The sequence below is a fragment of the Pseudomonas sp. MOIL14HWK12:I2 genome (assembly GCF_000510745.1).
In the GTDB taxonomy this organism is placed as follows: domain Bacteria; phylum Pseudomonadota; class Gammaproteobacteria; order Pseudomonadales; family Pseudomonadaceae; genus Chryseomonas; species Chryseomonas oryzihabitans.
This window is the reverse complement of sequence record NZ_AZOA01000003.1, coordinates 278,741-303,312: the sequence shown is the minus strand read 5'-3', so window position 1 is coordinate 303,312 and position 24,572 is coordinate 278,741. Positions and strand designations below refer to the sequence as shown.

Annotated in this window: 24 protein-coding genes; 10 read left to right on the top strand and 14 right to left on the bottom strand. The window is 67.1% G+C overall.

Translation table 11 applies throughout. The features are described from left to right. Positions 1 to 8 precede the first annotated feature (8 nt). Together PSK12I2_RS0101465 and PSK12I2_RS24330 are read left to right on the top strand one after the other, a co-directional pair. Entirely contained in the window at positions 9 to 365 is a 357-nt protein-coding gene (locus PSK12I2_RS0101465) for a YajD family HNH nuclease (RefSeq protein WP_007159345.1), read from the top strand. Between the two features lie 96 nt (positions 366 to 461). Then, entirely contained in the window at positions 462 to 1,163 is a 702-nt protein-coding gene (locus PSK12I2_RS24330) for an ATP-dependent Clp protease proteolytic subunit (protein ID WP_074584469.1), read from the top strand. Between the two features lie 174 nt (positions 1,164 to 1,337). On the opposite strand, the gene PSK12I2_RS0101450 is transcribed toward PSK12I2_RS24330, so the two are convergent. After that, a complete protein-coding gene (locus PSK12I2_RS0101450; RefSeq protein WP_037007480.1) occupies positions 1,338 to 1,979 on the bottom strand; it encodes a DUF998 domain-containing protein in 642 nt (213 codons plus the stop codon). Between the two features lie 134 nt (positions 1,980 to 2,113). On the opposite strand from PSK12I2_RS0101450, the gene PSK12I2_RS0101445 reads away from it, so the two are divergent. Then, complete coding sequence (locus PSK12I2_RS0101445) at positions 2,114 to 2,983, top strand: LysR substrate-binding domain-containing protein (protein ID WP_027597021.1); 870 nt, start codon at positions 2,114 to 2,116, stop codon at positions 2,981 to 2,983. 256 nt (positions 2,984 to 3,239) lie between these two features. Here PSK12I2_RS0101445 and PSK12I2_RS0101440 read toward each other — a convergent pair whose 3' ends face one another. The 3 genes from PSK12I2_RS0101440 to PSK12I2_RS0101430 all read right to left on the bottom strand — a co-directional run bounded on the left by PSK12I2_RS0101440 (position 3,240) and on the right by PSK12I2_RS0101430 (position 8,642). After that, positions 3,240 to 5,153 (bottom strand): methyl-accepting chemotaxis protein, encoded by a 1,914-nt coding sequence (locus tag PSK12I2_RS0101440; protein WP_027597020.1) that lies wholly within the window; start codon positions 5,151 to 5,153, stop codon positions 3,240 to 3,242. 541 nt (positions 5,154 to 5,694) lie between these two features. Beyond that, positions 5,695 to 7,341, bottom strand: a complete 1,647-nt coding sequence (locus PSK12I2_RS0101435) for an acetolactate synthase large subunit (protein WP_027597019.1) — start codon at positions 7,339 to 7,341, stop codon at positions 5,695 to 5,697. A gap of 152 nt (positions 7,342 to 7,493) precedes the next feature. After that, entirely contained in the window at positions 7,494 to 8,642 is a 1,149-nt protein-coding gene (locus PSK12I2_RS0101430; protein WP_027597018.1) for a YbfB/YjiJ family MFS transporter, read from the bottom strand. Positions 8,643 to 8,751: 109 nt separating this feature from the next. Here PSK12I2_RS0101430 and PSK12I2_RS0101425 point away from each other — a divergent pair, with 109 nt between their 5' ends. Both PSK12I2_RS0101425 and PSK12I2_RS0101420 read left to right on the top strand, forming a co-directional pair. Then, a complete protein-coding gene (locus PSK12I2_RS0101425; protein ID WP_027597017.1) occupies positions 8,752 to 9,636 on the top strand; it encodes a LysR family transcriptional regulator in 885 nt (294 codons plus the stop codon). A 50-nt stretch (positions 9,637 to 9,686) separates the two neighbouring features. Continuing rightward, positions 9,687 to 10,607: a Gfo/Idh/MocA family protein gene (locus PSK12I2_RS0101420; protein WP_027597016.1), complete on the top strand. Its 921-nt coding sequence runs from the start codon at positions 9,687 to 9,689 to the stop codon at positions 10,605 to 10,607. Between the two features lie 506 nt (positions 10,608 to 11,113). Here PSK12I2_RS0101420 and trmA read toward each other — a convergent pair. The 3 genes from trmA to PSK12I2_RS0101405 all read right to left on the bottom strand — a co-directional run bounded on the left by trmA (position 11,114) and on the right by PSK12I2_RS0101405 (position 15,078). After that, positions 11,114 to 12,202 carry a tRNA (uridine(54)-C5)-methyltransferase TrmA gene (gene trmA, locus PSK12I2_RS0101415; protein WP_027597015.1) on the bottom strand — a complete coding sequence of 363 codons (1,089 nt, stop codon included), beginning with the start codon at positions 12,200 to 12,202 and terminating at the stop codon, positions 11,114 to 11,116. A 64-nt stretch (positions 12,203 to 12,266) separates the two neighbouring features. Further along, positions 12,267 to 13,562: an NCS2 family permease gene (locus PSK12I2_RS0101410; RefSeq protein ID WP_027597014.1), complete on the bottom strand. Its 1,296-nt coding sequence runs from the start codon at positions 13,560 to 13,562 to the stop codon at positions 12,267 to 12,269. Between the two features lie 124 nt (positions 13,563 to 13,686). Then, entirely contained in the window at positions 13,687 to 15,078 is a 1,392-nt protein-coding gene (locus PSK12I2_RS0101405; RefSeq protein ID WP_027597013.1) for an MFS transporter, read from the bottom strand. 172 nt (positions 15,079 to 15,250) lie between these two features. Between PSK12I2_RS0101405 and PSK12I2_RS0101400 the strand changes: the two genes are divergently transcribed. The 4 genes from PSK12I2_RS0101400 (at position 15,251) to PSK12I2_RS0101385 (ending at position 17,999) form a co-directional block, all read left to right on the top strand. Further along, positions 15,251 to 15,502, top strand: a complete 252-nt coding sequence (locus PSK12I2_RS0101400) for a hypothetical protein (RefSeq protein ID WP_027597012.1) — start codon at positions 15,251 to 15,253, stop codon at positions 15,500 to 15,502. A gap of 85 nt (positions 15,503 to 15,587) precedes the next feature. Next, a complete protein-coding gene (locus tag PSK12I2_RS0101395) occupies positions 15,588 to 15,992 on the top strand; it encodes an RcnB family protein (RefSeq protein ID WP_027597011.1) in 405 nt (134 codons plus the stop codon). 88 nt (positions 15,993 to 16,080) lie between these two features. Then, positions 16,081 to 16,383, top strand: a complete 303-nt coding sequence (locus tag PSK12I2_RS0101390) for a putative quinol monooxygenase (RefSeq protein ID WP_027597010.1) — start codon at positions 16,081 to 16,083, stop codon at positions 16,381 to 16,383. A gap of 62 nt (positions 16,384 to 16,445) precedes the next feature. Continuing rightward, positions 16,446 to 17,999 (top strand): alkaline phosphatase, encoded by a 1,554-nt coding sequence (locus PSK12I2_RS0101385; RefSeq protein WP_084222048.1) that lies wholly within the window; start codon positions 16,446 to 16,448, stop codon positions 17,997 to 17,999. 4 nt (positions 18,000 to 18,003) lie between these two features. Here PSK12I2_RS0101385 and PSK12I2_RS0101380 read toward each other — a convergent pair whose 3' ends face one another. Beyond that, a complete protein-coding gene (locus PSK12I2_RS0101380) occupies positions 18,004 to 19,356 on the bottom strand; it encodes a GntP family permease (RefSeq protein WP_007159329.1) in 1,353 nt (450 codons plus the stop codon). 61 nt (positions 19,357 to 19,417) lie between these two features. Beyond that, a complete protein-coding gene (locus PSK12I2_RS0101375; protein ID WP_027597008.1) occupies positions 19,418 to 19,951 on the bottom strand; it encodes a gluconokinase in 534 nt (177 codons plus the stop codon). Positions 19,952 to 20,137: 186 nt separating this feature from the next. Here PSK12I2_RS0101375 and PSK12I2_RS0101370 point away from each other — a divergent pair, with 186 nt between their 5' ends. Next, positions 20,138 to 21,154, top strand: coding sequence for a LacI family DNA-binding transcriptional regulator (locus PSK12I2_RS0101370; RefSeq protein ID WP_027597007.1), 1,017 nt, complete (start codon positions 20,138 to 20,140; stop codon positions 21,152 to 21,154). 220 nt (positions 21,155 to 21,374) lie between these two features. Here the strand turns inward: PSK12I2_RS0101370 and PSK12I2_RS0101365 are convergent, their stop codons facing one another. The 5 genes from PSK12I2_RS0101365 to PSK12I2_RS0101345 form a co-directional block, all read right to left on the bottom strand. Continuing rightward, positions 21,375 to 21,881 carry a GNAT family N-acetyltransferase gene (locus tag PSK12I2_RS0101365; protein ID WP_256203931.1) on the bottom strand — a complete coding sequence of 169 codons (507 nt, stop codon included), beginning with the start codon at positions 21,879 to 21,881 and terminating at the stop codon, positions 21,375 to 21,377. Between the two features lie 20 nt (positions 21,882 to 21,901). Continuing rightward, the gene (locus PSK12I2_RS0101360) at positions 21,902 to 22,228 is read right to left on the bottom strand and encodes a hypothetical protein (protein ID WP_027597005.1); all 327 of its coding nucleotides are present in this window, start codon (positions 22,226 to 22,228) and stop codon (positions 21,902 to 21,904) included. A gap of 16 nt (positions 22,229 to 22,244) precedes the next feature. Further along, positions 22,245 to 22,901 carry a DUF2726 domain-containing protein gene (locus PSK12I2_RS0101355; RefSeq protein WP_027597004.1) on the bottom strand — a complete coding sequence of 219 codons (657 nt, stop codon included), beginning with the start codon at positions 22,899 to 22,901 and terminating at the stop codon, positions 22,245 to 22,247. 70 nt (positions 22,902 to 22,971) lie between these two features. After that, entirely contained in the window at positions 22,972 to 23,349 is a 378-nt protein-coding gene (locus tag PSK12I2_RS0101350) for a lysozyme inhibitor LprI family protein (RefSeq protein WP_027597003.1), read from the bottom strand. 54 nt (positions 23,350 to 23,403) lie between these two features. Next, complete coding sequence (locus PSK12I2_RS0101345; RefSeq protein ID WP_027597002.1) at positions 23,404 to 24,360, bottom strand: LysR substrate-binding domain-containing protein; 957 nt, start codon at positions 24,358 to 24,360, stop codon at positions 23,404 to 23,406. Between the last annotated feature and the right edge of the window lie 212 nt (positions 24,361 to 24,572).

Sequence of the window (24,572 nt, the reverse complement as noted above, 5' to 3'; positions counted from 1 at the left end):
GACGCAGCATGGCCACCGATACCTCGAAGCTGGATCGAATCCTCGCCGAGACCCAGCGCGAGCGCGAACGCGGTTACCGCGACAAGGCGCTGAAGATGTATCCCCACGTCTGCGGTCGCTGTGCCCGCGAATTCTCCGGCAAGCGCCTGAGCGAGCTGACCGTGCACCACCGTGACCACAACCACGACAACAATCCCCAGGACGGCTCCAACTGGGAATTGCTGTGCCTGTACTGCCACGACAACGAGCACAGCCGCTACACCGATCAGCAGTATTTCAGCGACAGTTCCCTGAGCTCGCCCAAGGTGGCCCAGGCCACCCACAATCCCTTCGCCGGACTGGCCGGGCTGCTGAAAAAGGACTGAGGGTACCGAACGCCGATGCGCCCTGGCGGGTTAAGCCGACCTTAAGCCGCGCTATCTACCTTTTCAGGCCTGATGCCGAGAAGGGAGCGAGCAGGGATGAGACGTTCGACGCCTGCGCCACGGCTGTCCAGGGTCGTCCTGGCGCTGCTGGCCGCGAGCTGGGTGACGGAGGCTGTGGCCGACATGACCGTCATCCGCGGGGAGGGCGGAGCGGCCACTGCCGACACCGCCTCGGTGTACTTCAACGGTGGCATCAGCGATCGAGCGGTCAGCTCCCTGCTGGCCGCCCTCAGCGACATCGCTTTCAAATACCCCGCCGTCAAGAACGTCAATCTCTATCTCAACAGCCATGGTGGCGACCTGGAGGCGGGCTATGTGGCCTACGAATTCATCCGTCACTATCCGCTGCATCTAAACACCATCAATGCCGCCGCGACGGACTCTTCCGCCACGCTGATCTACTGCGCGACCGAGGATCGCTATGCCGCGCCGTTGTCCACCTTTCTCCTGCATCCGGCCGCGACGTCCATCGCCGTCAACGGCTACATGAAGCCCGACCAGGCCAGGCAGGCCTTCGAGGATGCGGAACGGGCGAACCTCAAGTTCAGTGAGATCTACAAGGGCTGCCTCAAGCTGGCGCCGGAGGAGCTCACCACCCTGCTGTCCTCCGAGAGCAACAGACGGCGCCTGGGCTACGATGCCGCCAAGGACATCGGCCTGATCAACCGAACCCCTGAGCAGTTGCCACGCGGCCTGGACCGGGCTACCTACTTCGTCACCGACGGCGGGGGGCACTGACCGCAGCGCTGCCGACGCAGGCCTGTTCAGTGAGCGGGCACCGTCCCGTCGCGGGTCTGCAACGCCTCTTCGAGAAAGTCGATGAAGGCGCGCACCTTGCCGGTCAGCGCCGAACGTTCGGCGATATCAGGTGGCGATGCCTGCGGCGTTCGTCTGCGTGCTGCTGGCCGCCGGTTACCCGCGTTCGTGCCGGGCCAGCCAGGCCAGGACCGCGAGCCAGCAGACGCCCGTGGCGTAGTTGAGGCGCTGGTAGAGGCCGAAGCCCTGGCCGTCGGTGACCGCTCCCGCCATCAGGGCCGCGGTGACCAGCGCTAGCGCGGTGCAGAGGATCGAGAAGCAGGCAAAGCCCGGCGAGGCCAGCAGGCGCCTGCCAAGCCAGCCCCAGAGTGCACTGGCCAGGGTCAGCGACAGGAACATCACCAGGCCTGCCAGGTTGTGCAGCGTTTGCGAGCGCGAGGGCTGCACCGGGGCGCAGCCCTGATCGCAGGGAAAGACGCCGGTGGCGAAGCTCGCCAGGCCATGCAGCAGGATCAGGGCCGCACTCAGGCGGGCCAGGCGCGAACCGCGAAAGCGCCGGGCCAGGCCCAGGGCCACCAGCACGAAGAGCACGCCGAGCGGCAGGTTATTGATCCAGGCGGAAAAGCCCTGGGTAGGCGCATCGATGGCGCCCAACCGACTCAGGGCGTGGTCGACATGGCTATAGCCGGGATAGGCCAGGGCGGTCAGTCCTACACCGATCGTCAGCCAGACAGGAATCACCAGACCCATGCCCAGCAGAACCCGGTCGACCCTGTTCAAGGTGGACGTCCTCGTCATCATGGCTCGCGCTTCCTTGGTCTTGCGGTCCGCTCATGCTAGGAGGCGCGGGCCGGCGAGCGTTACGGATTTTTTTGCAAGGCAGCTTGCCCAGGCGTCATCCTGTGCCGCCCCGCCGCCAAGGATGACCGCCGATGACTAGACGCCTGCCCAGCACCACGGCGCTGGTGGCTCTGGAAGCGGCTGCCCGCCATCTCAGCTTCGCCAGGGCCGCGCAGGAGCTGGCGCTGAGTGAGGGCGCCATCAGCCGGCAGATCGCCAAGCTGGAGGCTGCGGTGGGTGTCCGGCTGTTCAATCGGATCGGCAATCGCGTCGAGCTCTCCGCCGCCGGTGCTGGTTATGCCGCGCAGATGCGCACGGCGCTCGCAGACATCGAGCGCCATACCCAGCAACTGATCGCCCAAGCCCGCGGCGCCACGACGCTGGAGATCGGTGTCATCCCGACTCTGGCCGGTCGCTGGCTGATCCCCCTCCTGGCGCGTTTCCACGAGCGCCATCCGGAGATCCAGGTCAACCTGCGCGAGCGGACGCAGCCCTTCGCCCTGGAGGACAGCGGCCTGCATGCCGCGATTAACTACGAGCATCCGGCCTGGCAGAGCCTGAGGGTGCAACGGCTGTTCGAGGCGCAACTGGTCGCGGTCTGTCATCCGCGGCTGGCCGAGCAGCCGCCAGCCAGTCTGCCGTTGTTGCACAAGCGGGAGAGTCCGCACAGCTGGCGTCGTTATGCCGCGCTCACCGGACTGCCCTTGGGTGCCCAGGCGACCGGCCCTACCTATGATCGCTATTCGCTGCTGATCGAGGCCGCCAAGGCCGGTTTCGGCATGGCTCTGGTGCCCCAGCGCTACATCGAGGAAGACCTGGCCACCGGCCGCCTCCAGGCGCCCTGGCCGGTCATGCCCGAACTGCGCGAGCGCTATGTGCTGGTGACCCGTCCCGCGGAGGCCGTCGATCCGACGCTGGCGCTTTTCGAGCGGTGGTTGCTGGAAGAGGCCAGCCTGGAGTAGGGGAGTCGCTACCCGAGGGTGGATAAGGCTGTGCCGTTTTCCACCCTGCGCTGGGGTATAGCGGGTACGCCCCTCTCTCTGGGGATAGGGTTTGAGGTGAGGGATCTGCAGGGTGGTTTGCAGCGAAGCCGCTATCGCAGCGGGTTCGTCCGCGTGGAAAAGGCTGCGCCGTTTTCCACCCTGCGCGGGCCACACCGGGTGCGCCCCCTCTCCCTGGGGGAGAGGGTCGGGGTGAGGGAAGCCCCCGGCGCCAGACCTACACCTTGAAGCGCGCCGTCATCTCCTGCAGGCGCACGCCGATGCGGGCCAACTCCATGCTCGAGGAGGCCGTCTCTTCGCTGGCGGCCGCGGTCTGGTCGGAGATGTCGCGGACGTTGGTGACATTGCGGCTGATCTCCTCGCCGGCCGAACTCTGCTGCTCGGCGGCGCAGGCGATCTGTTCGTTCATCGATTCGATGTCCTTGACCGACTGGGTGATGCGCTTGAGCATCTCGCCCGCCTCGCGCGACAGGCCGACGCTGCTGTCGGTCAGCTGCACGTTGTGGTCGAGCACCGTCGCCATGCGGTCGGTGCTCTGGTGCAGGCCGGTGATGAGCTGGGCGATCTCGTCCGTCGAGGAGCGGGTGCGCTGGGCCAGGCCGCGGACCTCGTCGGCGACCACGGCGAAGCCGCGGCCCGCCTCGCCGGCCCGAGCGGCTTCGATGGCGGCATTGAGCGCCAGCAGATTGGTCTGCTCGGAGACGGCCTTGATCACGTCGAGCACGCCGCCGATGCTATCGGCATGGCCGCGCAGGGTGGCCATGGCGGCCTTGGTCGATTCCATTTCCCGGGCCAGCACCTCGATCTGGTCGACCGCCTTGCTCACCGACTGCTCCCCTTGCTGGGCCTGCCGACTCGCTTCCAGTGCGGACTTGGCGGCATTCCCGGCGTTGCGCGCCACCTCGTGGGTGGTGGCGGTCATTTCCTGCATGGCGGTGGCGATCTGGTCGGTCTCGACCTTTTGCGATTGCACGCCAGCACTGGTCTGCTCGGTGACCGCCGACAGCTGCTCGGCAGCACTGGCCACCTGAACCACCCCGTCGCGCACCTCGCCGATCAGGCGCCGCAGGTTGCCGGTCATGCCTTGCATGCTGGTCTGCAGGGCGCCCAGTTCATCCTTGCGCATGACCTGCTGCTGATGGGTGAAGTCACCGTTGGCAACCTGCTTGGCCAGGGTCACGGTGTCCTGCAAGGGCTTGACGATAGAGCGGGTGATCAGCCAGGCACAGGTCAGGCCCAGGGCGATGGCGACGGCCAGCCAGATCAACAGCAGCTGACGGGCACCGGCCACGTCGGCCGCGCGGAATTCCTGCTGGATGGCGGTGAGCTTGTCGGCGATGCCGAGCAGGGTGGTGATGGTGGTGGTGATACCGCCCTGCGCCTGATCCACCTGCGCCTGCGCGGCCACCAGCTGGTCGAGACGCTGCCCGTAGGCGGTGATTTCACCGACCAGCTTTTGCACGGTCTCGGTCGGCAACGCCGTGGTGCCGAGCGCCTTGGCCTGGGTGAGGGTGGCATTGACGGAGGTGCGTGCCGTCTGCTCAGTGTCCTTCCCGGGTAAGCTGGCGTAGCCGCGGAAATCGACCCTCATCCGCTGTACACCGATGAACAGCGCCGCCAGCTGCTGGCGATCGGCCTGGCGGCCGGTCTCGCCATTCGCCTCTTCGGCCAGTGCCAGCAGCTGGGCATTGGCCGCCTCTGCCGCATTGCTGGCGATCTTGCGGATGGATTCCCGCTCGCGGGTGGCGGTGATCGTCTGGTTGTAGAAGTCGCGATAGCGTTTGAGCGCGGCCCCGGCCTCGTCGAGCAGGGCCTTGTTCGCCGGGGAGTTGAAGTGCGGGACGATGGCCTGCAACTGGCCTTCTGTCTTGTCCAGGGCGGCGAGCCACTTGGCCGCCTGGGCGTCATCGGCCTTGGTGAAATACACCAGTCGCTCGATGCGCATGTCGCGGGCCAGGGTGCTGTAGCCGGCGATATCGTTCATGCGCTCGCTGCGATCGCGCAGGGTATCGGTGGCCGACCAGCCGGTGTAGGCCACCAGCAGGATCATGCCGATGAGCAGGGCGAAGCCAAGGCCCAGCTTGGCCCTGACGCTTATATTGCTTAATGGATTCCAGCCAACTTGCTGCATGTGGACTACCTGGATAGCGGAGCGTTGGATGATGCGGGCCTGGGGGCCTCACGCCTCGTGCTTCGCGGTTACGGCGGCCTCTGTCGATTCGTCAGCCAGCCGGCAGGACCGGACGGCGCGAAGGGGGCGCTTGGCAGCTTGTGCGGGTAACCACGGATTGACCCCAAGGACTCTTTGCGGGTACCGAGTCATCTGCCGTCGGGTCCCGATCCGCGACCTCGGCGAAGGCAGGGCGCTCGTCAGGACGGCTCAAGGACGGCAAGAACTCATCCACCGCGGTGCTTAAGGGTTGCTTAATAGAACGCGAATCGCCGCGATATTCGAGTCCGGACGATAGGCTGTGTGATTACCCGGATAGCCGGCAGGGTCTTGTGTGGTCCCACATCGTATCTGTTTGTTTTTTCAGGCTTTTTCTGCCTATTAGTTTGACGATATGGCGCCAGCTTGGATGGCGGAGAGGACTAACTGGCTGCTTCGGGCGCCATGAAAAACGCCCCGACCTGGAGGCCGGGGCGTCGTAGGGATCGCCGGGGCTAAGCGATTAGACCGCCGCGCTGCGCTCCTTGATGTCCTGATGCAGGATGCGGTCGTTCTCGGAGTAGTCCACCGGGCAGTCGATGACGTGGACGCCGGGGGTGTCCAGGCAGTGCTGCACCAGTGGCGCGAAGGCCGCCGCGCTTTCCACGCGATGGCCGTGGGCGCCGTAGCTTTCGGCGTAGCGGACGAAGTCCGGGTTGCCGTAGTCCAGGCCGAAGTCCTCGAAGCCCATCTGCGCCTGCTTCCAGCGGATCATGCCGTAGCCGTCGTCGCGCAGGATGATGACCACCAGGTTCATCTTCAGACGCACCGCGGTTTCCAGCTCCTGGCTGTTCATCATGAAGCCGCCGTCACCGCACACCGCCACGATGGGGGTGTTGGGGTGTACCAGGCGCGCGGCCATGGCCGACGGCAGACCGGCGCCCATGGTGGCCAGGGCGTTGTCCAGCAGCACCGTGTTGGGCATGTAGGCCTTGTAGTTGCGGGCGAACCAGATCTTGTAGATGCCGTTGTCCAGGGCGACGATGCCGTCGGACGGCAGCACGTGGCGCAGATCGGCCACCAGGCGCTGGGGATAGACCGGGAAGCGGTCGTCGGTGGCGCCTTCGGCGACATGGGCCTCGTTGGCTTCGCGGATGGTCAGGAGGCGGTCGAAGTCCCAGGTGGGCTGCACCTCAATGCGCTCCTTGATCTCCCAGATGGCGTTGGCGATGTCGCCGACCACCTCGACCTGCGGGAAGTACACCGGATCGACTTCGGCGGAGCGGAAGTTGATGTGGATGACCTCGGTGCCGCCACGGGTCATGAAGAACGGCGGCTTCTCGATCACATCGTGGCCGATGTTGACGATGAGGTCGGCGGACTCCAGGGCACGGTGCACGAAGTCACCGGCGGAGAGAGCGGCGTTGCCCAGGAAGCGCGGATGGCGCTCGTCGACCACGCCCTTGCCGAGCTGGGTGGTGACGAAGGGGATGCCGGTCTTCTCGATCAGCTGGCGCAGGACGCGCGCGGTCATCTTGCGGTTGGTGCCGGCGCCCAGCACCAGCACCGGGCTGCGGGCGTTTTCCAGCTTGGAGACGGCAGCGGCGATGGCCTTGGCTTCGGCGACCGGACGACGGCTCAGGCTCGGCGGGACCGGCAGACTCTCGGTGTGCTCGTCGGCGATGTCTTCCGGCAGTTCCAGGTGCACGGAGCCGGGCTTTTCTTCCTCGGCGAGGCGGAAGGCCTCGCGGATGCGCGACGGGATGTTGTCGGCGGAGGCGAACTGGTGGGTGTACTTGGTGAGCGGCGCCATCATGCGGCACACGTCGAGAATCTGGAAACGCCCCTGCTTGGATTTCTTGATCGGCTTCTGGCCGGTCAGCATCAGCATCGGCATGCCGCCCAGGTAGGCGTAGGCGCCGGCGGTGACCAGGTTGGTGGCACCTGGACCGAGGGTGGAAAGGCAGACACCGGTCTTGCCGGTGAAGCGGCCATAGGTGGCGGCCATGAAGCCGGCGGACTGCTCGTGGCGAGTCAGGATCAGCTTGATCTGCGAGGAGCGACGCAGGGATTCCAGCAGGTCCAGGTTCTCTTCGCCGGGAATGCCGAAGATGTATTCCACACCCTCGTTCTCCAAGCAGCGAACGACCAGATCGGAGGCCTTCATCATGAGTGTTGTATTCCTTGTAGGGTGGATGGCGAGCGCCTGAGGCGCCTCCTCTATGAGGCGCGGCGATCACTGTACTCAGGAACGACGAAACATTTCAAAACAAGGAACCACCCAGTTTTACTTCTGTGACGAATGGCCGCAGCGGAAACGATTCAGGCGATGCAGCGCTGTAGCGACGCCCGGGCGCGGCGCAGTTGCAGACCGGCGAACAGCAGGCCCAGCGCGGCGATCACCAGGGCCGGTTGCAGGTCGCCGGCGAAATGGCTGCTGGCCGCGCCGAGCAGCGGACCGAGCAACTGGCCGCTGGCGAAGCTGGCGGTGAGCACCCCGGCGTTGCGTTGCGGCGTGGCCGGCGCCAGCTCGCGGCCGTATTGCATCACCAGCTGCATGCAGGCGAGGAAGGGACCGCCACAGAGCAGCACGCCGAGGAACAGCGCCAGGCTGCCCGGCAGGAGGCAGAGCAGTACGCCCGCGGCCTGCAGCCAAAGGGTCGCGATCAGCCAGCGCCGGGTATCGGTGCCCGGGCGTCTCAGGCTGACCAGCACCACGCCCAGGGCCGCGGCCAGGCCGTAGCCGGGCCAGAAGAGGTCGGCCTGCCACTGGCCGTGGAAGCGGCTGGCGGCCATCTGCGAAAGAAAGGTCGCCGGCAGGATGTAGCCGACGCCCACCAGGCCATAGGCCAGGATCAGGCGGTTGAAGGCCGGGGAACGCTTGGCCGGTGCCGCGGTGACGGTGGCTAGCGGGGTGGCCGGACCGCGCCGTGGCAGCAGGGGCAGCAGTGCCAGGGTCGCCACGCTGGCGAGCAGCCCGTAGCTCAGCCACAGCTGATTGGAGTCACCGCCCAGGCGATTGCTGACCAGGGCCATCAACCCGCTGATGAGGATGCCCACCCCGGGACCGGTAAAGACCAGGGCGCCCAGGCGCGGCCGGCCGGCTTCGGCGGCCAGGGGCTGGCTGAGACCGGTCACCATCACCAGCACCCAGGCGCTGGCCAGGCCGGTGCCGAAGCGCAGCAGCGCCTGGGCGGCCAGGCCATCGGCCAGCAGCGACGCCAGGGTCAGGCCGGCGCAGAGCCAGAGGCCGCCGACCAGCCGCGCATGGGTCCGGCGGGCGAAGAGCGCATCCAGGGCGCCCAGCAGATAGCCCAGGTAGTTGGCCGCGGCCAGCAGGCTGGCGCCGGTGAGGTCGATCTGGCCTTCGGCGATCAGGTGCGGCAGGGCGGGGGTGAGGGCGAAGCGGCCGATGCCCATGGCGGTGGCCAGGGCGAGCAGGCAGGCCAGCAGGCGGGTGGTGGCGGTCATCGCAAGACTCCAGTAGCGAGCGGATGGGTACAGCCTAGGCCTTGAAGTTAATCAATAAAAACGAATAATAAAGAAATAGATATTCAGCTAAAGAGAAAGGTGGTGATCCATGGAATTCGCAGAGCTACGCATCTTCCAGGCGGTGGCCGAGGAGGGATCCCTGGTGAAGGCCGCCGAGCGGCTCAACCGGGTGCCGTCCAATCTCTCCACGCGCCTGCGCCAGCTGGAAGACAAACTGGGGGTGGAGCTGTTCCTGCGCGAACGCCAGCGGCTGCACCTGACCGCCGCCGGCCACCGGCTGCTGGACTACGCCCATCGCCTGTTCGCCCTGGCCGACGAGGCGCGCAGCGCGGTGCAGGGCGGCGAGCCGGCCGGTACCTTCGTGCTGGGCTCCATGTTCAGCACCGCGGCCATCCACCTGCCGGGGCTGCTGGCGCGCTATCACCAGCGCTATCCCAATGTGAATTTGCAGGTGCACAGCGGCCCCAGTGGCGAACTGGTCGAGGGCCTGCTGGCCGGTCGCCTGGACGCCGCCCTGGTGGACGGCCCGGCGCCCGACGCGGCGCTGGAAGGCCAGCCCTGGTTCGAGGAGCGCCTGGTGCTGATCACCGGACTGGAACTCGGTCCGGTGCGTTCGCCCGCCGACGTGGCGGGGCGCCCGGTGTTCGGTTTTCGCGCCGGCTGCTCCTATCGTCGCTACCTGGACACCTGGTACGCCGCCGCCGGGGTGCCCAGCGGACCGGTGATGGAGATCGAGTCCTACCACAGCATGCTGGCCTGCGTGATCACCGGCGGAGTGGCGCTGATGCCGGAATCCATGCTCGACAGCCTGCCCGGTCGCGAGCGGGTGCAACGGCATCCGATCCAGGCGCGCTTCGCCCGGGCCACCACCTGGCTGATGTGGCGCAAGGGCCGCGAGGGGGCCAATCTGCGCAGCTGGCTGGAGTTGCGCGAGAGCCTGCAGACCGACCGTGAAGCTGTTGCTTTGGTGTGATGATTGCCCGATCCTAGGCGGCGGTTTCCTACCGTCTACCGAGGACGATCATGATAAGAATAGCCATCGTCGGTTTGGGCAAGATCGCCCGTGACCAGCACCTGCCGGCGCTCGCCGCCAATCCCGACTACGAGCTGGTCGCCGTGGCCAGCCGCAATGCCCAGCTCGACGGCGTCGCCCACTATCCCAGCCTGAGCGCGCTGCTCGAAGACGGTCCGGCGATCGACGCCGTGTCGCTTTGCGCGCCCGCGGCGGTGCGCTACGAACAGGCCCGCGAGGCCCTGGCGGCGGGCAAGCACGTGATGCTGGAGAAACCGCCGGGGGCGACCCTGAGCGAGGTGGACGCCCTGGCGCGCCAGGCCGAGGCGGCCGGTCTTTCGCTGTTCGCCACCTGGCATTCCCGCCATGCTCAGGGCGTGCAGCCGGCGCGCGCGTGGCTGGAAGGCAAGCGCATCCAGGCGGTGCGGATCGAGTGGAAGGAAGACGTGCGCGTCTGGCATCCGGGTCAGGCCTGGATCTGGGAACCGGGCGGCATGGGCGTCTTCGATCCGGGCATCAATGCCCTGTCCATTGTCACCGCCATCCTGCCGCGGCCGTTCTTTCTCAAGGAGGCGACGCTGCAGGTGCCCGGCAACTGCCAGACCCCGGTGGCGGCGCAGCTGGCCTTCGTCGACAGCGCCGGGGTGCCCATCGCCGCCGACTTCGACTTCCTGCAGACCGGGCCCCAGACCTGGGACATCCACGTCGACACCGATGCGGGTCGCCTGACCCTGAGCAAGGGCGGCAGCGAGCTGTACCTGGACGGCCAACTGAGCCACCAGGGCCCGGACCAGGAATACGCCGGTCTCTATGCGCGCTTCGCCGAGCTGGTGGCGCAGAACCGCTCCGACGTGGACGTGGCGCCGCTACGGCATGTGGCCGACGCCTTCCTCTATGGCCGACGCGAGACGGTGGCGGAGTTTCACGAGTAGGGCCTCCCTCACCCCAGCCCTCTCCCGGAGGGAGAGGGGGCGCCACCTCGGGCTCGTGTAGGTTGGGTTGAGCGCAGCGAAGCCCAACAGGGATGGCTTGGCTTGTTGGGCTTCGACGGTGGAGCTGTCTCAACCCACCTACGGTACGGCTTCCCTCACCCCAGCCGTCTCCCGGAGGGAGAGGGGGCGCCACCTCGGGCTCTTGTAGGCTGGGTTGAGCGCAGCGAAGCCCAACAAGGGTGGCTTGGCTTGTTGGGTTTCGATGATGGAGCTGTCTCAACCCAATCTACGGCTCGGTGGCTTCCCTCACCCCAGTCCTCTCCCGCAGGGCAAGGGGGCGCCACCTCGGGCTCGTGTAGGTTGGGTTGAGCGCAGCGAAGCCCAACAAGGGTGGCTTGGCTTGTTGGCTTCCCTCACCCCAACCCTCTTCCCAAGGGAGAAAGGCGCTCAGCTGCGGCCTAGGGTGGAAAACGGCGCAGCCTTTTCCACGCGGGCTGGCTCGATGCTCAACGCCGCTCCAGCAACACCCCACTCTCCATGTGGTGCGTCCAGGGGAACTGGTCGAACAGGGCGCAGCGGGTGATGCGGTGGGTGTCCTGCAGCTGGGCGATGTTCTCGGCCAGGGTCTCCGGGTTGCAGGAGATGTAGAGGATGCGCTCGAAGCGGCGGGTCAGTTCGCAGGTCTCCGGATCCATGCCGGCGCGCGGCGGATCGACGAAGACGGTGCCGAAGTCGTAGCTCTTGAGATCCACGCCCGCCAGGCGGCGGAAGGGGCGGACCTCGTTGAGCGCCTGGGTCAGTTCCTCGGCGGAGAGGCGCACCAGGCTGACGTTGTCCACGCCATTGCTGGCCAGGTTGTGCAGGGCGGCGTTGACCGAGGTCTTGCTCACCTCGGTGGCCAGCACCTTGCGGACCCGGCTGGCCAGCGGCAGGGTGAAGTTGCCGTTGCCGCAATAGAGCTCCAGCAGATCGTCCTCGCGCTCGCCCAGGGCGGTATGGGCCCAGGTCAGCATCTTCTGGTTGACGGTGCCATTGGGCTGGGTGAAGCCGCCCTCGGGTTGCAGATAGCTATAGGTCTTCCCGGCCACCTCCAGTTCTTCGAGCACATGGTCACGCCCGATCACCAGGCGCTGACCGCGGGAGCGACCGATCAGACTGACACCGAGGTCGGCGGCCAGGCGCTCGGCGGCGCCCTGCCAGGCGGCGTCCAGCGGGCGGTGGTAGGCCAGGGTGATCAGCGCATCGCCGCTCAGGGTGGTGAGGAATTCTACCTGGAACAGCTTGAACGACAGCGCCACGTCCGCCTGCCAGCCGGCCTTGAGCCGGGGCATCAGGTCGTTGATGCGCTGGCTGGCGATGGGGAAGTCCTCGATGAGGATCGGCGTGTGCTTGTCGCCCGGGGCGAACATGGCGTAGTGGCGCTCTTCGTTCTCCCGCCACAGGCGGAATTCGGCGCGCAACCGGTAGTGCTGCAGCGGCGAGGCGAAGACCTCCGGCTCGGGCGCCTGGAAGGGCGCCAGCAGGTCGCGCAGGCGACCGGCCTTGGCATCGAGTTGGGTCTGGTAGTCGGCGGGGGCGAAGGAAGGCTGGGACATGGTAGATCCGGAGAGACGATAAGGCGGGGAAAACCCTCGGGACCAGGGCCCCGAGGGTGGAGGGTCAGGCGTTGAACCAGCCCAGCTTGATGACGAACAGGATCGACAGCACGATCAGCGCCGAATTCAGCTCGCGGGTACGGCCGGACAGCAGCTTGATGAACGTCCAGGTGATGAAGCCGAAGGCGATGCCGTTGGCGATGGAATAGGTCAGCGGCATGGCCAGGGCGGTGACCAGCACCGGGGCGGCGGTGGTCAGGTCGTCCCACTCGATCTCGGCCAGGCCCGAGGTCATCAGCACGGCGATGAAGAACAGCGCCGGGGCGGTGGCGAAGGCCGGCACGCTACCGGCCAGGGGAGCGAAGAACAGCGCCAGCAGGAACAGCACCGCGACCACCACGGCGGTGAGGCCGGTACGACCCCCGGCGGAAACGCCCGCGGCCGATTCGATGTAGCTGGTGGTGGTGGAGGTGCCCAGCAGCGAGCCGAACATGGCGGCGGAGCTGTCGGCGATCAGGGCGCGGCCCATCTTCGGCAGATGGCCGTCCTTGCCCATCAGGCCGGCGCGCTTGGCCACGCCGATCAGGGTGCCGGAGTTGTCGAACAGGTCGACGAACAGGAAGGCGAAGATGACGCTGATCAGGCCGACGTCCAGGGCCCCCCGGATGTCCAGCTGCAGGAAGGTCGGTGCCAGCGACGGCGGCATGGAGACCAGGCCGCCGAAGGCGCTGACGCCCAGGGCGATGGCGATCACGGTGACCACCAGGATGCCGATCAGCACCGCGCCGGTGACCTTGCGCGCCTCGAGCACGACGATCAGGAAGAAGCCGAGGATGGCCAGCAGCGGACCGGGTTTGGACAGGTCGCCCAGGCCCACCAGGGTCGCCGGATTACCCACCACGATGCCGGCGGTCTGCAGGGCGATCAGCGCCAGGAACAGGCCGATGCCGGCGGCGATACCCGAGCGCAGCGGGAGCGGGATGCTGTTGATGATCCATTCGCGGATGCGAAAGATCGACAGCAGGAAGAACATCAGCGCCGAGAGGAACACCGCGCCCAGGGCCACCTGCCAGGTATGGCCCAGGTGCAGGACCACGGTGTAGGTGAAGAAGGCGTTGAGGCCCATGCCGGGGGCGAGGGCGATGGGGTAGTTGGCGATGAGTCCCATGAGCGCCGAGCCGATGGCGGCGGCCAGGCAGGTGGCGACGAAGATCGCGCCCTTGTCCATGCCGGTCGCGCCGAGGATGCTCGGGTTGACGAACAGGATGTAGGCCATGGCCAGGAAGGTGGTCACCCCGGCCAGCAGTTCGGTGCGGACAGAGGTGTTGTGGGCCTTGAGTTGGAAGAGTCTTTCCAGCATGGGATGCCTCGTGCGCGCCGGTCTGATCGGAAAAAACGGCGCGCATCATAACAGGTCGGTTAACACGGGTAAGGCACTAAGACTTACCCCCAAATCGGCATCGGGTCGAGCACTGTCCGGTCGGTCAGCTTTTCGCAGTGTGGCCGCTGACCGAATCGCCTGCGTTGCGGGCCAGGCGGAAGGCATCCAGGGTGCTCAGGATGCCGAGCACGGCCACTATGCAAAAGGCTAGCCGGAAGTCCGACAACTGCGGATCGAGGTGGCCGTGCCACTCCATCGAGGCGCGCAGCAGCAGGGCGGCGATGGCCACGCCCAAGCCCATGGCCAGCTGAAAATTGGTGCTGAACAGGGTGGACGCATGGCTCAGCTGGGGTTTCGGGATGTCGGCGAAGGCCAGGGCATTGCTGGCGGTGAATTGCAGCGAGCGGGACACGCCGCTGGCGAACAGCAGCAGCACGATCAGCGGCAGCGGCCAGTCCGGGGTGAGCAGACCACATGCCAGCAGGCTGAGCGCGCTGAGCACGCCGTTCATGGTCAGGATGGCGCGCAGGCCGAAGCGGCGCATGGCGGCGGTGGTGAAGGGCTTGGCCGCCAGGTTGCCGGCAAACAGCGCCAGGAGCAGCAGGCCGGCCTGGAAGGCGTCCAGGCCAAAGGCCAGCTGGAACATCAGGGGGAGCAGAAAGGGCGCGGTCGCGATGGTGACGCGGAACAGGCCGCCACCGAGGATGGCGGCGCGGTAGGTGGGAATCCGCAGTGTGCCAAAATCGATCAGCGGACGTTCGATCTTCGTCATGTGACGCACCGCCTTGGTGCCGAGGATCAGCCCTATCCCCATCCAGGCCAGGTTGCTGCCCAGACTGCCGTGGTTCTGGCCGAGCCGTTCGACGCCCCACATGAAGGCGACGCAGGCCCCGCCCAGCAACAGGAAGCCGCGCCAGTCCAGCGGATGGCGCTGGGTCGGCAGGTCGGCGGGCACCAGGCGCCAGGCCAGCAGCAGGGCGATCGATCCCAGCGGCAGATTGAGATAGAAGATCCAGCGCCAGTCGGCATAGGTGGTGATCAGGCCGCCCAGGGGCGGGCCCAGCACGGGGGCCACCAGGCCCGGCCAGGTGATGAGGGCGATGGCGCGCACCAGTTCGTGCTTTTCGGTGACCTGCAGCACCACCAGCCGCCCGACCGGGACCATCAGCGCGCCGCCGAGCCCCTGGAGGATGCGCGCGGCGATGAATTGCTCGAGGGAGAGGGCCATCCCGCACAGCAGCGAGGCCAGGGTGAAGACGCCAATAGCCAGGGTAAAGACCGGTCGTGGACCGAAGCGCTCGGCGATCCAGCCGCTGACCGGGATGCCTACGGCAATGGCCAGCAGATAGGCGCTGATGCCCAGGTTGAGGTCCACCGGATCACGGCCGAAAGACGCCGCCATCTGCGGCAGGGCCGTGGCGATCACGGTGGCGTCGAGGTTTTCCATGAAAAAGGTAAAGCTCACCAGGCCGGCGAGAATCTTCCAGCGTTCCATGGGGCAGCGCCTCAGGCCAAGGGGTGGGCTACTCTGCCTGAGGTGCTGCAAGGCGCGCCAGCCCTGGCTTGCCGATAAAAAGTCAAAGGATTTGCCACCGTCTCTCGAACAGGCTGCTAAAGTCCAGAGGAGACAGGTTCGCTAATCGTCATCGCCATGAGGAAGCCGTTGCATGAAGGACGTGATCGATAGCCACATCATGGCCATGGCGGAAGCCCGGCGGCTGCTCGAACGGGGTAGCCAGGCCAAGCGCCAGCATCAGCGCTATTTCCTCAACTTCCTGACCCTGCGTCAGGAGGCCTCACTCCTCAGCCAGCAGTCCTATCGTCTGAGCTGCTCGCTGGACGCCTTTTCCACCCAGCGCTCACGCCAGTTGCCCCCGGTGCTGACCCTGGTAAAGGCAGACCGGGACGAATGCCAGTAAGGCCAAAGGCGTAGCCGTAGGTATTCGTGGAGCTTTTCCGCTGACCCCGGGGTCAAAACCTCGAATGCAGAGGAGAAACACCCCCATGATCAAGCAATCGCTGCTCTCTCTGGCCCTGGGTACCGTCGTCCTGACCGGCGCCCTGCAGGCCCAGGCCGCGCCCGAGGCCATGACCCCGGTCAAGCCCGCTGCCGACAAGGCGGCTTCGGAGCCCACCAGCTCGCAGTACCAGAACAAGGTCAACAAGAAGGATGCCAATCAGAGCGATGATGCCGTCACTCATGACCCTGATCATCCTACCTTTGAACTCGAAGAGGGTGGCCGGGCGCCGCGCAAGTACATCCGCGACGAGTACGTGATCAAGGACTTCAAGAAGCACGGCCTGGAGCAGCCGGGCGAAGACAGCCAATGGGTCAAGATCGGCTCCGACTATGTACTGATCAAGCGCAGCAATGCGGTGATCGACAAGATCGTCAAAGCCAAGCAGTGATCCACCATGGCCGGGGCCGATTCTCGACCCCGGTGGTATTCGGGGTGTCCAGGCGGCATGCTGAGGCACCCTTTTCGGAGTTTTTTGCATGACCAGTGAAATTCGCGTCGTCGCCATCCTGCAGGCCAAGCCCGGCCAGGCCGCAGCCGTCGAGAACGCCCTACGCGCCATCGTCGCCCCTTCCCGCGCCGAGGCCGCCTGCCATTTCTACACTCCGCACCGCGATCCGAGCCACGAGGGTCGCTATGTCTTCATCGAGCGCTGGGCCAGCCGCGAGGCCCTGGCCGAGCACGAGGAGACCGCGCACTTCAAGCAGCTGCTGAGCGATCTCGACGGCCTGCTCACCGATGCGCCCCAGGTGATGATCCTGGAAGAATTGCCGCTGGCCTGAGCCGGGCGACATAGCGCTGTCATTTGCCTGAGTCACCCTGGCCTCTTTTCGTGGAGGCCTGGATGAACCCCTCTCGACGTCAAGCGCTGGGTCTGCTCGGTCTGGGTCTGAGCGCGCCCTGGTTCGCCGGGTGCAACGCGCGTGAACCGCAACCGGATCCCTTCACCCTGGGCGTCGCCAGTGGCGATCCCGCTGCCGATGGCTTCGTCATCTGGACCCGCCTGGCACCGGATCCCCTGGCCGAGGATGGCCTGGGTGGTCTGCGTACCCCGGTCGAGGTGCGGTGGGAGGTCGCCCCGGATCCGGGGCTGCGCCAGGTGGTGCAGAGCGGTACGGTCCAGGCGCAGCCCCGGGCGGCCTTCAGCGTGTCCATCACCCTGGTGGGTCTGCTACCGGGGCGACCCTACTGGTACCGCTTCACCGCCCTGGGGCATCAGAGTCGCATCGGTCGCGGCCTCACGCTGCCGACGCCGGCCAGCGCGCCGCAGCGACTCAAGCTGGTGGCCGCCTCCTGCTCCCACTATGAGAAGGGCTTCTTCAGTGCCTATCGGCACATGGCCGACGAGCAGCCGGATCTGGCGCTGTTCCTCGGCGACTACATCTATGAGTCCAATGTGCCGCTGCTGCTGCCAGCGATCCGCCGCCACGGCCTGCCGGAAGCCCGCGACCTGGCCAGCTATCGGCGGCGCCATGCCCTGTACCGCACCGATCCCGATCTGCAGTACCTGCATGCCAATGTCACCAGCCTGCTGACCTGGGACGACCACGAGGTGCAGAACGACTATTCCGGTCCCTGGTCGGCGGATCCCCAGGTCAGTCTGGCCGCCTTCGCCGCGCGACGGTGGGCGGCCTACCAGGCCTTTCGCGAACACGCCCCGCTGCGCGCCTGGCGCACCCAGGGCAGCGCGCTGCGCCTCTATGACCGGTGGCGCTTTGGCGATCTGGCGGAGATCCACCTGCTCGATGGCCGGCAATACCGCAGCGAACCGGCCTGCGCGACGGCCAGGACCCGCGGTGGCCAGTTGGTCCATCCGGATTGCCCGGGCCTGCGTGATACCACGCGCAGCATGTTGGGGCGGGCGCAGGAGGATTGGCTGCTGGACGGCTTTCGTCATAACGGTACGCAGTGGAACCTCATTGCCCAGGACCTGCTGCTGGCACCCCTGCGGCAGCGCCTGCCGGATGGCGATCCGGCGCGCTGGACCGATGGCTGGGACGGCTATCCGGCCACCCGCGAGCGCCTGCTGGCGGCCATGGCCGCGAGTCGCCTCGCCAATCCGGTGACCCTGGGCGGGGACATCCATTCCTTCTGGGTAACGGATCTGCACCGCGATCCGGAGGACGAGCGGAGCCCGGTGGTGGCGAGCGAGTTCGTCGGCACTTCCATCACCTCGGACGGACCGGATTACCGACGCTTCCAGGCGCTGTTGCCGGAGAATCCCCAGGTGCGTTTCTTCGACAGCCGGGAGCGTGGCTATCTGGCCCTGGAGCTGACGCGGGAGCGGCTGCAGGTGGATCTGCGCACCATCAGTGACCGAACGCGCCCGGATGCCAGGCGCGGCACCCGGGCGAGCTTCGTGGTGGAGGCGGGACGGCCAGGGGCCGTCCCGGTCTAGCGGATCAGACGAACAGCGACAGCAGCATGATGAAGGCCAGGGCCACCACCGAGAGGATGGTTTCCATCATCGACCAGGTCTTGAACGTCTCGGCCACGGTCATGTTGAAGTACTGCTTCACCAGCCAGAAGCCGGCGTCGTTGACGTGGGAGAGGATCACCGAACCGGCGCCGGCGGCCAGCACCAGCAACTCCTTGTTCACGCCGGGGATCAGCGCCACCACGGGGGCGACGATGCCGGCGCCGGTGATGGTCGCCACGGTGGCGGAACCGGTGGCCACGCGGATCACCGCCGCCACCAGCCAGGTCAGCAGGATCGGCGAGATCTGCGTCTGCACCGCCAGGTTGCCGATCACCTCACCCACGCCGCTGGCCACCAGCATCTGCTTGAAGCCACCGCCGGCGCCGACGATCAGCACGATGGCCGCCACCGGCGCCAGGCTCTGGTCGAGCAGCTTGACGATCTTCTCGCGAGAGAAGCCGCAGGCGGTGCCGAAGCTGTAGAAGCTCAGCAGCAGGGCGGCGAGCAGGGCGGTGATGGGGTGGCCGATGAAGTCCATCCAGATACGGAAATGGTTGTCGGCGGCAAAGAAGATGTCGGCGAAGGCCTTGAGCAGCATCAGGATCACCGGCAGCAGCACGGTGAAGACGGTGATGCCGAAGCCCGGCAGGTTGCGGTTGTCGGTTTCCTGGGCGATCTGGGCGACCAGCTCGGGATTGGCCGAGCCGGGGATGCGCTTGGAGATCCAGGCGCCGAAGATGGGACCGGCGATCATGGCGGTGGGCAGGCCGACAATCAGGCCGTAGAAGATGGTCTTGCCGATGTCGGCACCGAACACCCCGACCGCCAGCAGCGGACCCGGGTGCGGCGGCACCAGGCCGTGCACGGCGGACAGGCCGGCCAGCAGCGGGATGCCCAGCTTGACCAGCGACAAGCCGGTACGGCGGGCGACGATGAACACCAGGGGCGCCAGCAGCACGAAGCCGATCTCGAAGAACAGCGGGATGCCCACCAGGAAGGCGGCGAACATCATTGCCCAGTGCACGCGCTTGATGCCGAAGGCGCGGATCAGCGTCTGGGCGATCTGGTCGGCGCCGCCGGAATCGGCCATCAGCTTGCCGAGCATGGTGCCCAGGCCGAGCAGGATGCCGACGAAGCCGAGCACGCCGCCGAAGCCGTCCTGGAAGGATTTCATGACCTTTTCCACCGGCATGCCGGAGGTCAGGCCGAGAAAGCCCGAGGCGATGGTCAGGGCGATGAAGGGATGGACCTTGAACTTGGTGATCAGTAGCACCAGGCCGACGATGGTGACCGCGGCGTCGAGCAGAAGGAAGCTGTTGTGGTCCATGCCGAACATGGCGCCTCTCCTATTGTTGTTGTGGGCGTTGCGGGTGATTGGATTGGGTAGCGCTGTCTCGTCAGGCCGGCTGGGCCAGGCGAGCCGAGGTGTTCCACCAGGCCGACACCTGGGTGCCGATGGCGGGCAGGGTGTCGCGAGCGTCCACTACCAGCGTAGCCGGTTCACCGTGGGGTGCTTCGAGGGCGGCGAACTGGCTGTCGATCAGGCTGGCGGGCATGAAGTGCCCCGGGCGATTGGCCACGCGCTGGGCGGCGGTTTCGCGGGTCAGTTCGAGAAAGACGAAGCCGAGACCGGGCACGGCCTGGCGCAGCTGATCGCGATAGCGGCGCTTGAGTGCGGAACAGGTGAGTACCGGGCGTTCGCCCGCGGCCACGGCAGCGGCCAGTTCTTCACCGAGGCGGGTCAGCCAGCCGGCGCGATCCCCGTCGTCGAGGGGGATACCGGCGCTCATCTTGGCGATGTTGGCGGCGGGGTGGAAGGCGTCGCCTTCGATCAGGCGGCCACCGTCCTGCTCGGCGATGGCCGCGCCGACGCTGCTCTTGCCGCAGCCTGCGACGCCCATGACCACCAGCGCGGGAATGGGAGTGTTCATCGTCACCTCCGGTCTGGAGACAGCGCTACCCCGAAAAGCGAAAAAGGCAGCGGCTTCCAGTTCTTGTCGATCTTGTTAGGCCGAATGCCGACGCGGTGCGGAAGGCCACGTCAGGCTTGTAGTGTCTGCTGAGACAGCGCTACCTTAGGCGCGTTCTCCGTCTCTGACAAGCCTGAAACCATAACAATGAATCGAACGGGTTCTCGTAGTTCCGGTCGGCCCACCCTCACCGAGGTGGCGCTGCAGGCCGGTGTTTCTCCCATCACGGCCTCCCGTGCCCTGCGCGGTGTCGCCAGCGTGGCACCGGAGCTGGTCACCCGCGTGCAGGAGGCCGCCGCGCGCCTTGGCTATGTCACCAATCCGGCCGCTCGTGCCCTGGCCTCGGCCCAGGGGCATTCGGTGGTGGTGCTGGTGCCCTCGCTGTCCAACCACCTGTTCATCGAGCCCCTCGAGGCCATCCACGAGGTCCTGCGTCCCCGTGGCCTGGAGGTGCTGATCGGCAACTACCACTACGATCCCGAGGAAGAGGAAAAGCTGATCCGCAACTACCTGGCCTATCAGCCCCGGGGACTGCTGCTGACCGGCTTCGACCGCACCGACGCCGCGCGCCAGCTGCTGGCGGCCAGCGGGGTGCCGCGGGTGCACATGATGGAACTGGATCCGGCGGGGACGGTGCCCAGCGTCGGCTTTTCCCAGCGCGCCGCCGGGGCCGCCGCGGCGCGGCATCTGCTGGCGGCCGGGCGCAAGTGCCTGGGCTACGTCGCGGCCCAGCTCGACCCGCGGGCGCTGGCCCGAGGGGAGGGCTTTCGCGAGGTGCTGCGCGAGGCGGGCTGCTATGACCCGAGTCTGGATGTGCTGGATCCGCAGCCGTCGTCCGTGGGGCTGGGCGCCCGGCAGTTTCGCGAGCTGCTGGCCCGGCGGCCGGATGTCGACGGCTTGTTCTTCTGCAACGACGACCTGGCGCAAGGCGCGCTGTTCGAGGCGCAGCGGCTGGGCATCGCCATCCCCGAGCGGATCTCGGTGCTGGGCTTCAACGACCTGCCCGGCTCGGCGCACACGGTCCCCCGGCTGACCTCCATCCAGACCCCCCGCGCCGCGGTAGGGCGCCAGGCCGCGACCCTCCTACTGGGGCTGCTCGACGGCCGCCGCCAACCGACCTGCGTGGACCTGGGATTCGAGTTGGTGAGCAGGGAGAGCGTGTAGGGCTATGGCTTGGGTCGATCGTGACCACGGCGGTCCGTCGATGCAGCCAGAACGGTATCACTTTGCTTATCGCGGCCATGGGCCGCTCCTACTGGGCTTGACGCTTCTGTAGGAGCGGCCCATGGCCGCGATAAGGTTTTGCTCCGACAACGAATAATCCATCTTCTGGCATCCATAAGCTCCGCGGACCGTCATAACCGCGATCGCGGCGCAGCCAGCCTTACCGCAACGCCTTGGCCAATATCCGCGACTGCCCCCGGAAATCCTGGCGGGCGTAGAAGGCCTGGGCGTCCTCGTTGAATTCCATGACCTCAAGGCGCAATTCGTCGACGTCGTTGTCCCGCGCCCAGGCTTCCACCGCGTCCAGCAGCCGGGCACCCACGCCCAGCCGTCGGTGGCAGGCCGACACCACCAGGGTGCCGATCCGGCAGAGGATCAGCGGCTGCAGAAAGGAAATCGAGCGGGTGTCGGACAGGCGCGCGGTAACGAAGCCGACCAGTTCGTCACCGGCCTCGGCGACGAACAGCACCCCGTCTTCCGGCTCCAGCTGGGCGGCCCAGTAGTCCTGGTCGCGCCAGCCGCCGGAGGGTTCAGCGAAGGTCGCTGGGGCCTGCCGGTGATGCTGCTCGGCGAGTTGCTCGGCCAGCCGGCAGACGGCGGCGAGATCGGTGACGAAGGCGGGACGGATGCGCAAGAGCGGTGCTCGCAAGAGGAGTCGGCCGTTCACCTTACGCCGCGCGGAGCGGGTCAGGAAGCCTCGGCATCCAGCTGCCGGTACCAGTCGGCATAGGGGGTGTTCCTGGCCATCCGCCGGTTGTAGTCGGGCGCGCCATCGGTCCACCAGACCGGTCCGCGCTCGCCCAGGGCGTGCTTGGCGGCGTCCACCGCGGCGCGTGCGCTGCGCAGGGCGGCTTCGTCACCCTGACGCTTGGCCACGCCCACCTGACGGCGGGCATCCATCAGTTCATGGGTCAGCAGGTCGCGGCGGTCGTCGGGCAGACTGGGGTCGGTGCAGCGCCAGAGCCGGCCCCTGACCACGAAGTAGCGTCCGTCCGGGGTGGTGGGATAGCGCATGGCAAGGGCCCCTTGGTCAGTCGTCGATGTCGAGCAGACTGCGACAATCCGGATAGTTCGAGCAGGCCCAGAATTCCCGGCCCTGATGGCGACCGCTGCGCGCGCGGCGGCGGACCATGGGCGCCTGGCATTCCGGGCATTCCGGCGCCAGGGGCTGGCTGGGCGCTGCGGTTCGCTGGCGCGGACGGCGCCCGCCAAACACGGCGTCGCGTACGGCGGTGGCGGAATAGCGCGCCGCCGCCGGGATCTCCACCAGGCGCAACTGGGCGGCATCGCACACTGCGCGGACGAAGCGGTCGCGCTGCTGGCGATGGCGCTGCAGGTGCGACCTGTCGTTGAGTTCGACCACGGCGTGCACGGCGAGGTCGTCGCGGCGGCAGATGGCGAAGTCGAAGTGCTTGCAGTTGATGCGATTCTGCGCGATCAGATAGCGGCGGCGATCGCGCAGCGGCAGGGTCTGGACCACATCGGCGATGCGCACCTTGCCGAACACCCGGTAGTCGTCGCCCACGGCTTCGTCGAGCACCGCGAGAAAGGCCTGTTCGGCGGGGGTGAAGAGGGCTTCGACCTGGCGATAGGGAAAGGCGGCCTGGCGCCGGCGCTGCCACCACCACAAAGCCCCCAGAAGCAGCAGTCCGGCCGGGACCAGCAGGGGCAGGTAACGCTCGTACATCTCGAACTCCAACAGCGGGGCGCCATGATAGTGAGTTCCGGCGCCGGACAGCAGCGGTGGCGACGAAGCGTCAGTCGCGCCGCGGGAGTTGCCGTTGCAGATCGTCCAGCCGCAGCAGGGTCACCGACTTCAGACAACTCAGATACTGCAGCTGCTGCATGGCGCCCTGGAATCCGCGCGTCGCGTCAGCGCAGCGGGGGGCGCGGTCGCTTTGCCAGAGCTGCTGCAGGCGTTCGAAGGCGGGTCGTTGCGCAGCGGAGAGCGCGGCCAGGCGGCGGCCGTAGACGTCGGCCAGCCGGGCTTCGGCCAGGGCCAGATCCCCGGCGGCGCAGGCCGCCAGCTGCGCCTCGCTGCCCTGGCGATCGCAGTCGGCCGGGGGCTGCTCGGCGGCCAGGGCGGCGGTCGAGAGCAGCAGGGCGAGCAGGGCGGACAGGCGACAGGTGTTCATGCAGGCTGACTATTGCAGGGGCGGGCCGCCTAGACTGCCGTAAAAGCGCGGCTCTCACCAGGCGCCGCCGGTCTCCTGCGGCTCGCCCTGGGTCTCGCGGAATTGGCGGATCTGCACCAGCAGCCAGTCGATCCAGCGCTGTACCGGCGCGTCCACCGGGCCCTTGGGCAACACCAGGAAGTAGGCCTGGGTCGACAGCTGGTTGAACCGATCCGGCAGCGGGCGGACCAGGGCGCCGCTGGCCAGCAGGCGCTGGGCCAGCACGCAGCCGCCGAGGGCTACGCCCTTGCCGGCCGCGGCCTGTTGCAGGGCCATGCCACTCAGCGAATAGCGCGGACCGCGCAGACTCTCGCCCAGGGGTACCTGCTGGCTGGCGAACCAGTCCTGCCAGGCGTTGAAACGGCTGCTGGGTCGGCCCGAACGCCAGCCGCCGGGCCATTCGGCATGCAGCAGCGGATAGGCCAGCAAGGCGGCGGGTTCTGCCAGTGGCGCCGGGATCAGCGTCGGGCTGCACACCGGAAAGATCCATTCGCGCAGCAGCAGGCGCGTCTCGCCGTCCTGCCAGTCGCCCCGGCCATAGCGGATCGCCGCCTGGGCACCGCCCTCGGTACCCAGCGGTACGATGGCGGAGGAGGCATCGAGAAAGACCTCGATATCCGGATGCTGGCGCTGGAAGTCTTCCAGGCGCGGCAGCAGCCATTCCTGGCCAAAGGTGGGCGGCGCACTGACGGTCAGGACGCTGCTCTTGACCCGCGCCCGGGCGACGGCGCGGGTCAGGCCGTCGAGGTGCGGCGCGATCTCCGCCGCCAGGGCGCGCCCCTGGACGGTGAGGCGCACGCCCTGGGCCAGGCGCTCGAACAGCGGCTGCCCCAGCTCTTCTTCGAGCAGGCGGATCTGCCGGCTGATGGCACCGGCGGTGACGTGCAGCTCGTCCGCGGCCTTGGCGAAGTGCTGGTGTCGCGCGGCGGCGGCAAAGGCGCGCAGGGCGTTGAGGGGGAGGGCGGTGGTCACGGCAGCCTCGGCTTGTCTGAAAAGTGCCTGCGCTCGGTCATGCTGCGTTAAAAACCGGCTCGGAATGCTCATTTACCACTCGTAAACTCCGCTTCCTCACCGATTTTTGCCTTGCCTGACCTTCGCTCGGCGACTTCTCAGACAAGCCTTAGTTTTCCTGAGCCTGACGCCCATTAAACATCGTTTGTCCGACCTGTTCAGCCACCTTCACC

Bases quoted from the DNA above. Each gene is read 5' to 3' on its own strand.
- PSK12I2_RS0101380 (WP_007159329.1), bottom strand. From the start codon at position 19,356: ATGTTCGGCATGGACCACAACAGCTTCCTTCTGCTCGACGCCGCGGTC.
- PSK12I2_RS0101435 (WP_027597019.1), bottom strand. From the start codon at position 7,341: ATGATGAAGGCCTCCGATCTGGTCGTTCGCTGCTTGGAGAACGAGGGT.
- PSK12I2_RS0101400 (WP_027597012.1), top strand. From the start codon at position 15,251: ATGAAGGACGTGATCGATAGCCACATCATGGCCATGGCGGAAGCCCGG.
- PSK12I2_RS0101390 (WP_027597010.1), top strand. From the start codon at position 16,081: ATGACCAGTGAAATTCGCGTCGTCGCCATCCTGCAGGCCAAGCCCGGC.
- PSK12I2_RS0101465 (WP_007159345.1), top strand. From the start codon at position 9: ATGGCCACCGATACCTCGAAGCTGGATCGAATCCTCGCCGAGACCCAG.
- PSK12I2_RS0101440 (WP_027597020.1), bottom strand. From the start codon at position 5,153: ATGCAGCAAGTTGGCTGGAATCCATTAAGCAATATAAGCGTCAGGGCC.
- PSK12I2_RS0101375 (WP_027597008.1), bottom strand. From the start codon at position 19,951: ATGAACACTCCCATTCCCGCGCTGGTGGTCATGGGCGTCGCAGGCTGC.
- PSK12I2_RS0101410 (WP_027597014.1), bottom strand. From the start codon at position 13,562: ATGCTGGAAAGACTCTTCCAACTCAAGGCCCACAACACCTCTGTCCGC.
- PSK12I2_RS0101420 (WP_027597016.1), top strand. From the start codon at position 9,687: ATGATAAGAATAGCCATCGTCGGTTTGGGCAAGATCGCCCGTGACCAG.
- PSK12I2_RS0101405 (WP_027597013.1), bottom strand. From the start codon at position 15,078: ATGGAACGCTGGAAGATTCTCGCCGGCCTGGTGAGCTTTACCTTTTTC.
- PSK12I2_RS0101395 (WP_027597011.1), top strand. From the start codon at position 15,588: ATGATCAAGCAATCGCTGCTCTCTCTGGCCCTGGGTACCGTCGTCCTG.
- PSK12I2_RS0101385 (WP_084222048.1), top strand. From the start codon at position 16,446: ATGAACCCCTCTCGACGTCAAGCGCTGGGTCTGCTCGGTCTGGGTCTG.
- PSK12I2_RS0101355 (WP_027597004.1), bottom strand. From the start codon at position 22,901: ATGTACGAGCGTTACCTGCCCCTGCTGGTCCCGGCCGGACTGCTGCTT.
- PSK12I2_RS0101425 (WP_027597017.1), top strand. From the start codon at position 8,752: ATGGAATTCGCAGAGCTACGCATCTTCCAGGCGGTGGCCGAGGAGGGA.
- PSK12I2_RS0101370 (WP_027597007.1), top strand. From the start codon at position 20,138: ATGAATCGAACGGGTTCTCGTAGTTCCGGTCGGCCCACCCTCACCGAG.
- trmA (WP_027597015.1), bottom strand. From the start codon at position 12,202: ATGTCCCAGCCTTCCTTCGCCCCCGCCGACTACCAGACCCAACTCGAT.
- PSK12I2_RS0101350 (WP_027597003.1), bottom strand. From the start codon at position 23,349: ATGAACACCTGTCGCCTGTCCGCCCTGCTCGCCCTGCTGCTCTCGACC.
- PSK12I2_RS0101360 (WP_027597005.1), bottom strand. From the start codon at position 22,228: ATGCGCTATCCCACCACCCCGGACGGACGCTACTTCGTGGTCAGGGGC.
- PSK12I2_RS24330 (WP_074584469.1), top strand. From the start codon at position 462: ATGAGACGTTCGACGCCTGCGCCACGGCTGTCCAGGGTCGTCCTGGCG.
- PSK12I2_RS0101430 (WP_027597018.1), bottom strand. From the start codon at position 8,642: ATGACCGCCACCACCCGCCTGCTGGCCTGCCTGCTCGCCCTGGCCACC.
- PSK12I2_RS0101445 (WP_027597021.1), top strand. From the start codon at position 2,114: ATGACTAGACGCCTGCCCAGCACCACGGCGCTGGTGGCTCTGGAAGCG.
- PSK12I2_RS0101450 (WP_037007480.1), bottom strand. From the start codon at position 1,979: ATGACGAGGACGTCCACCTTGAACAGGGTCGACCGGGTTCTGCTGGGC.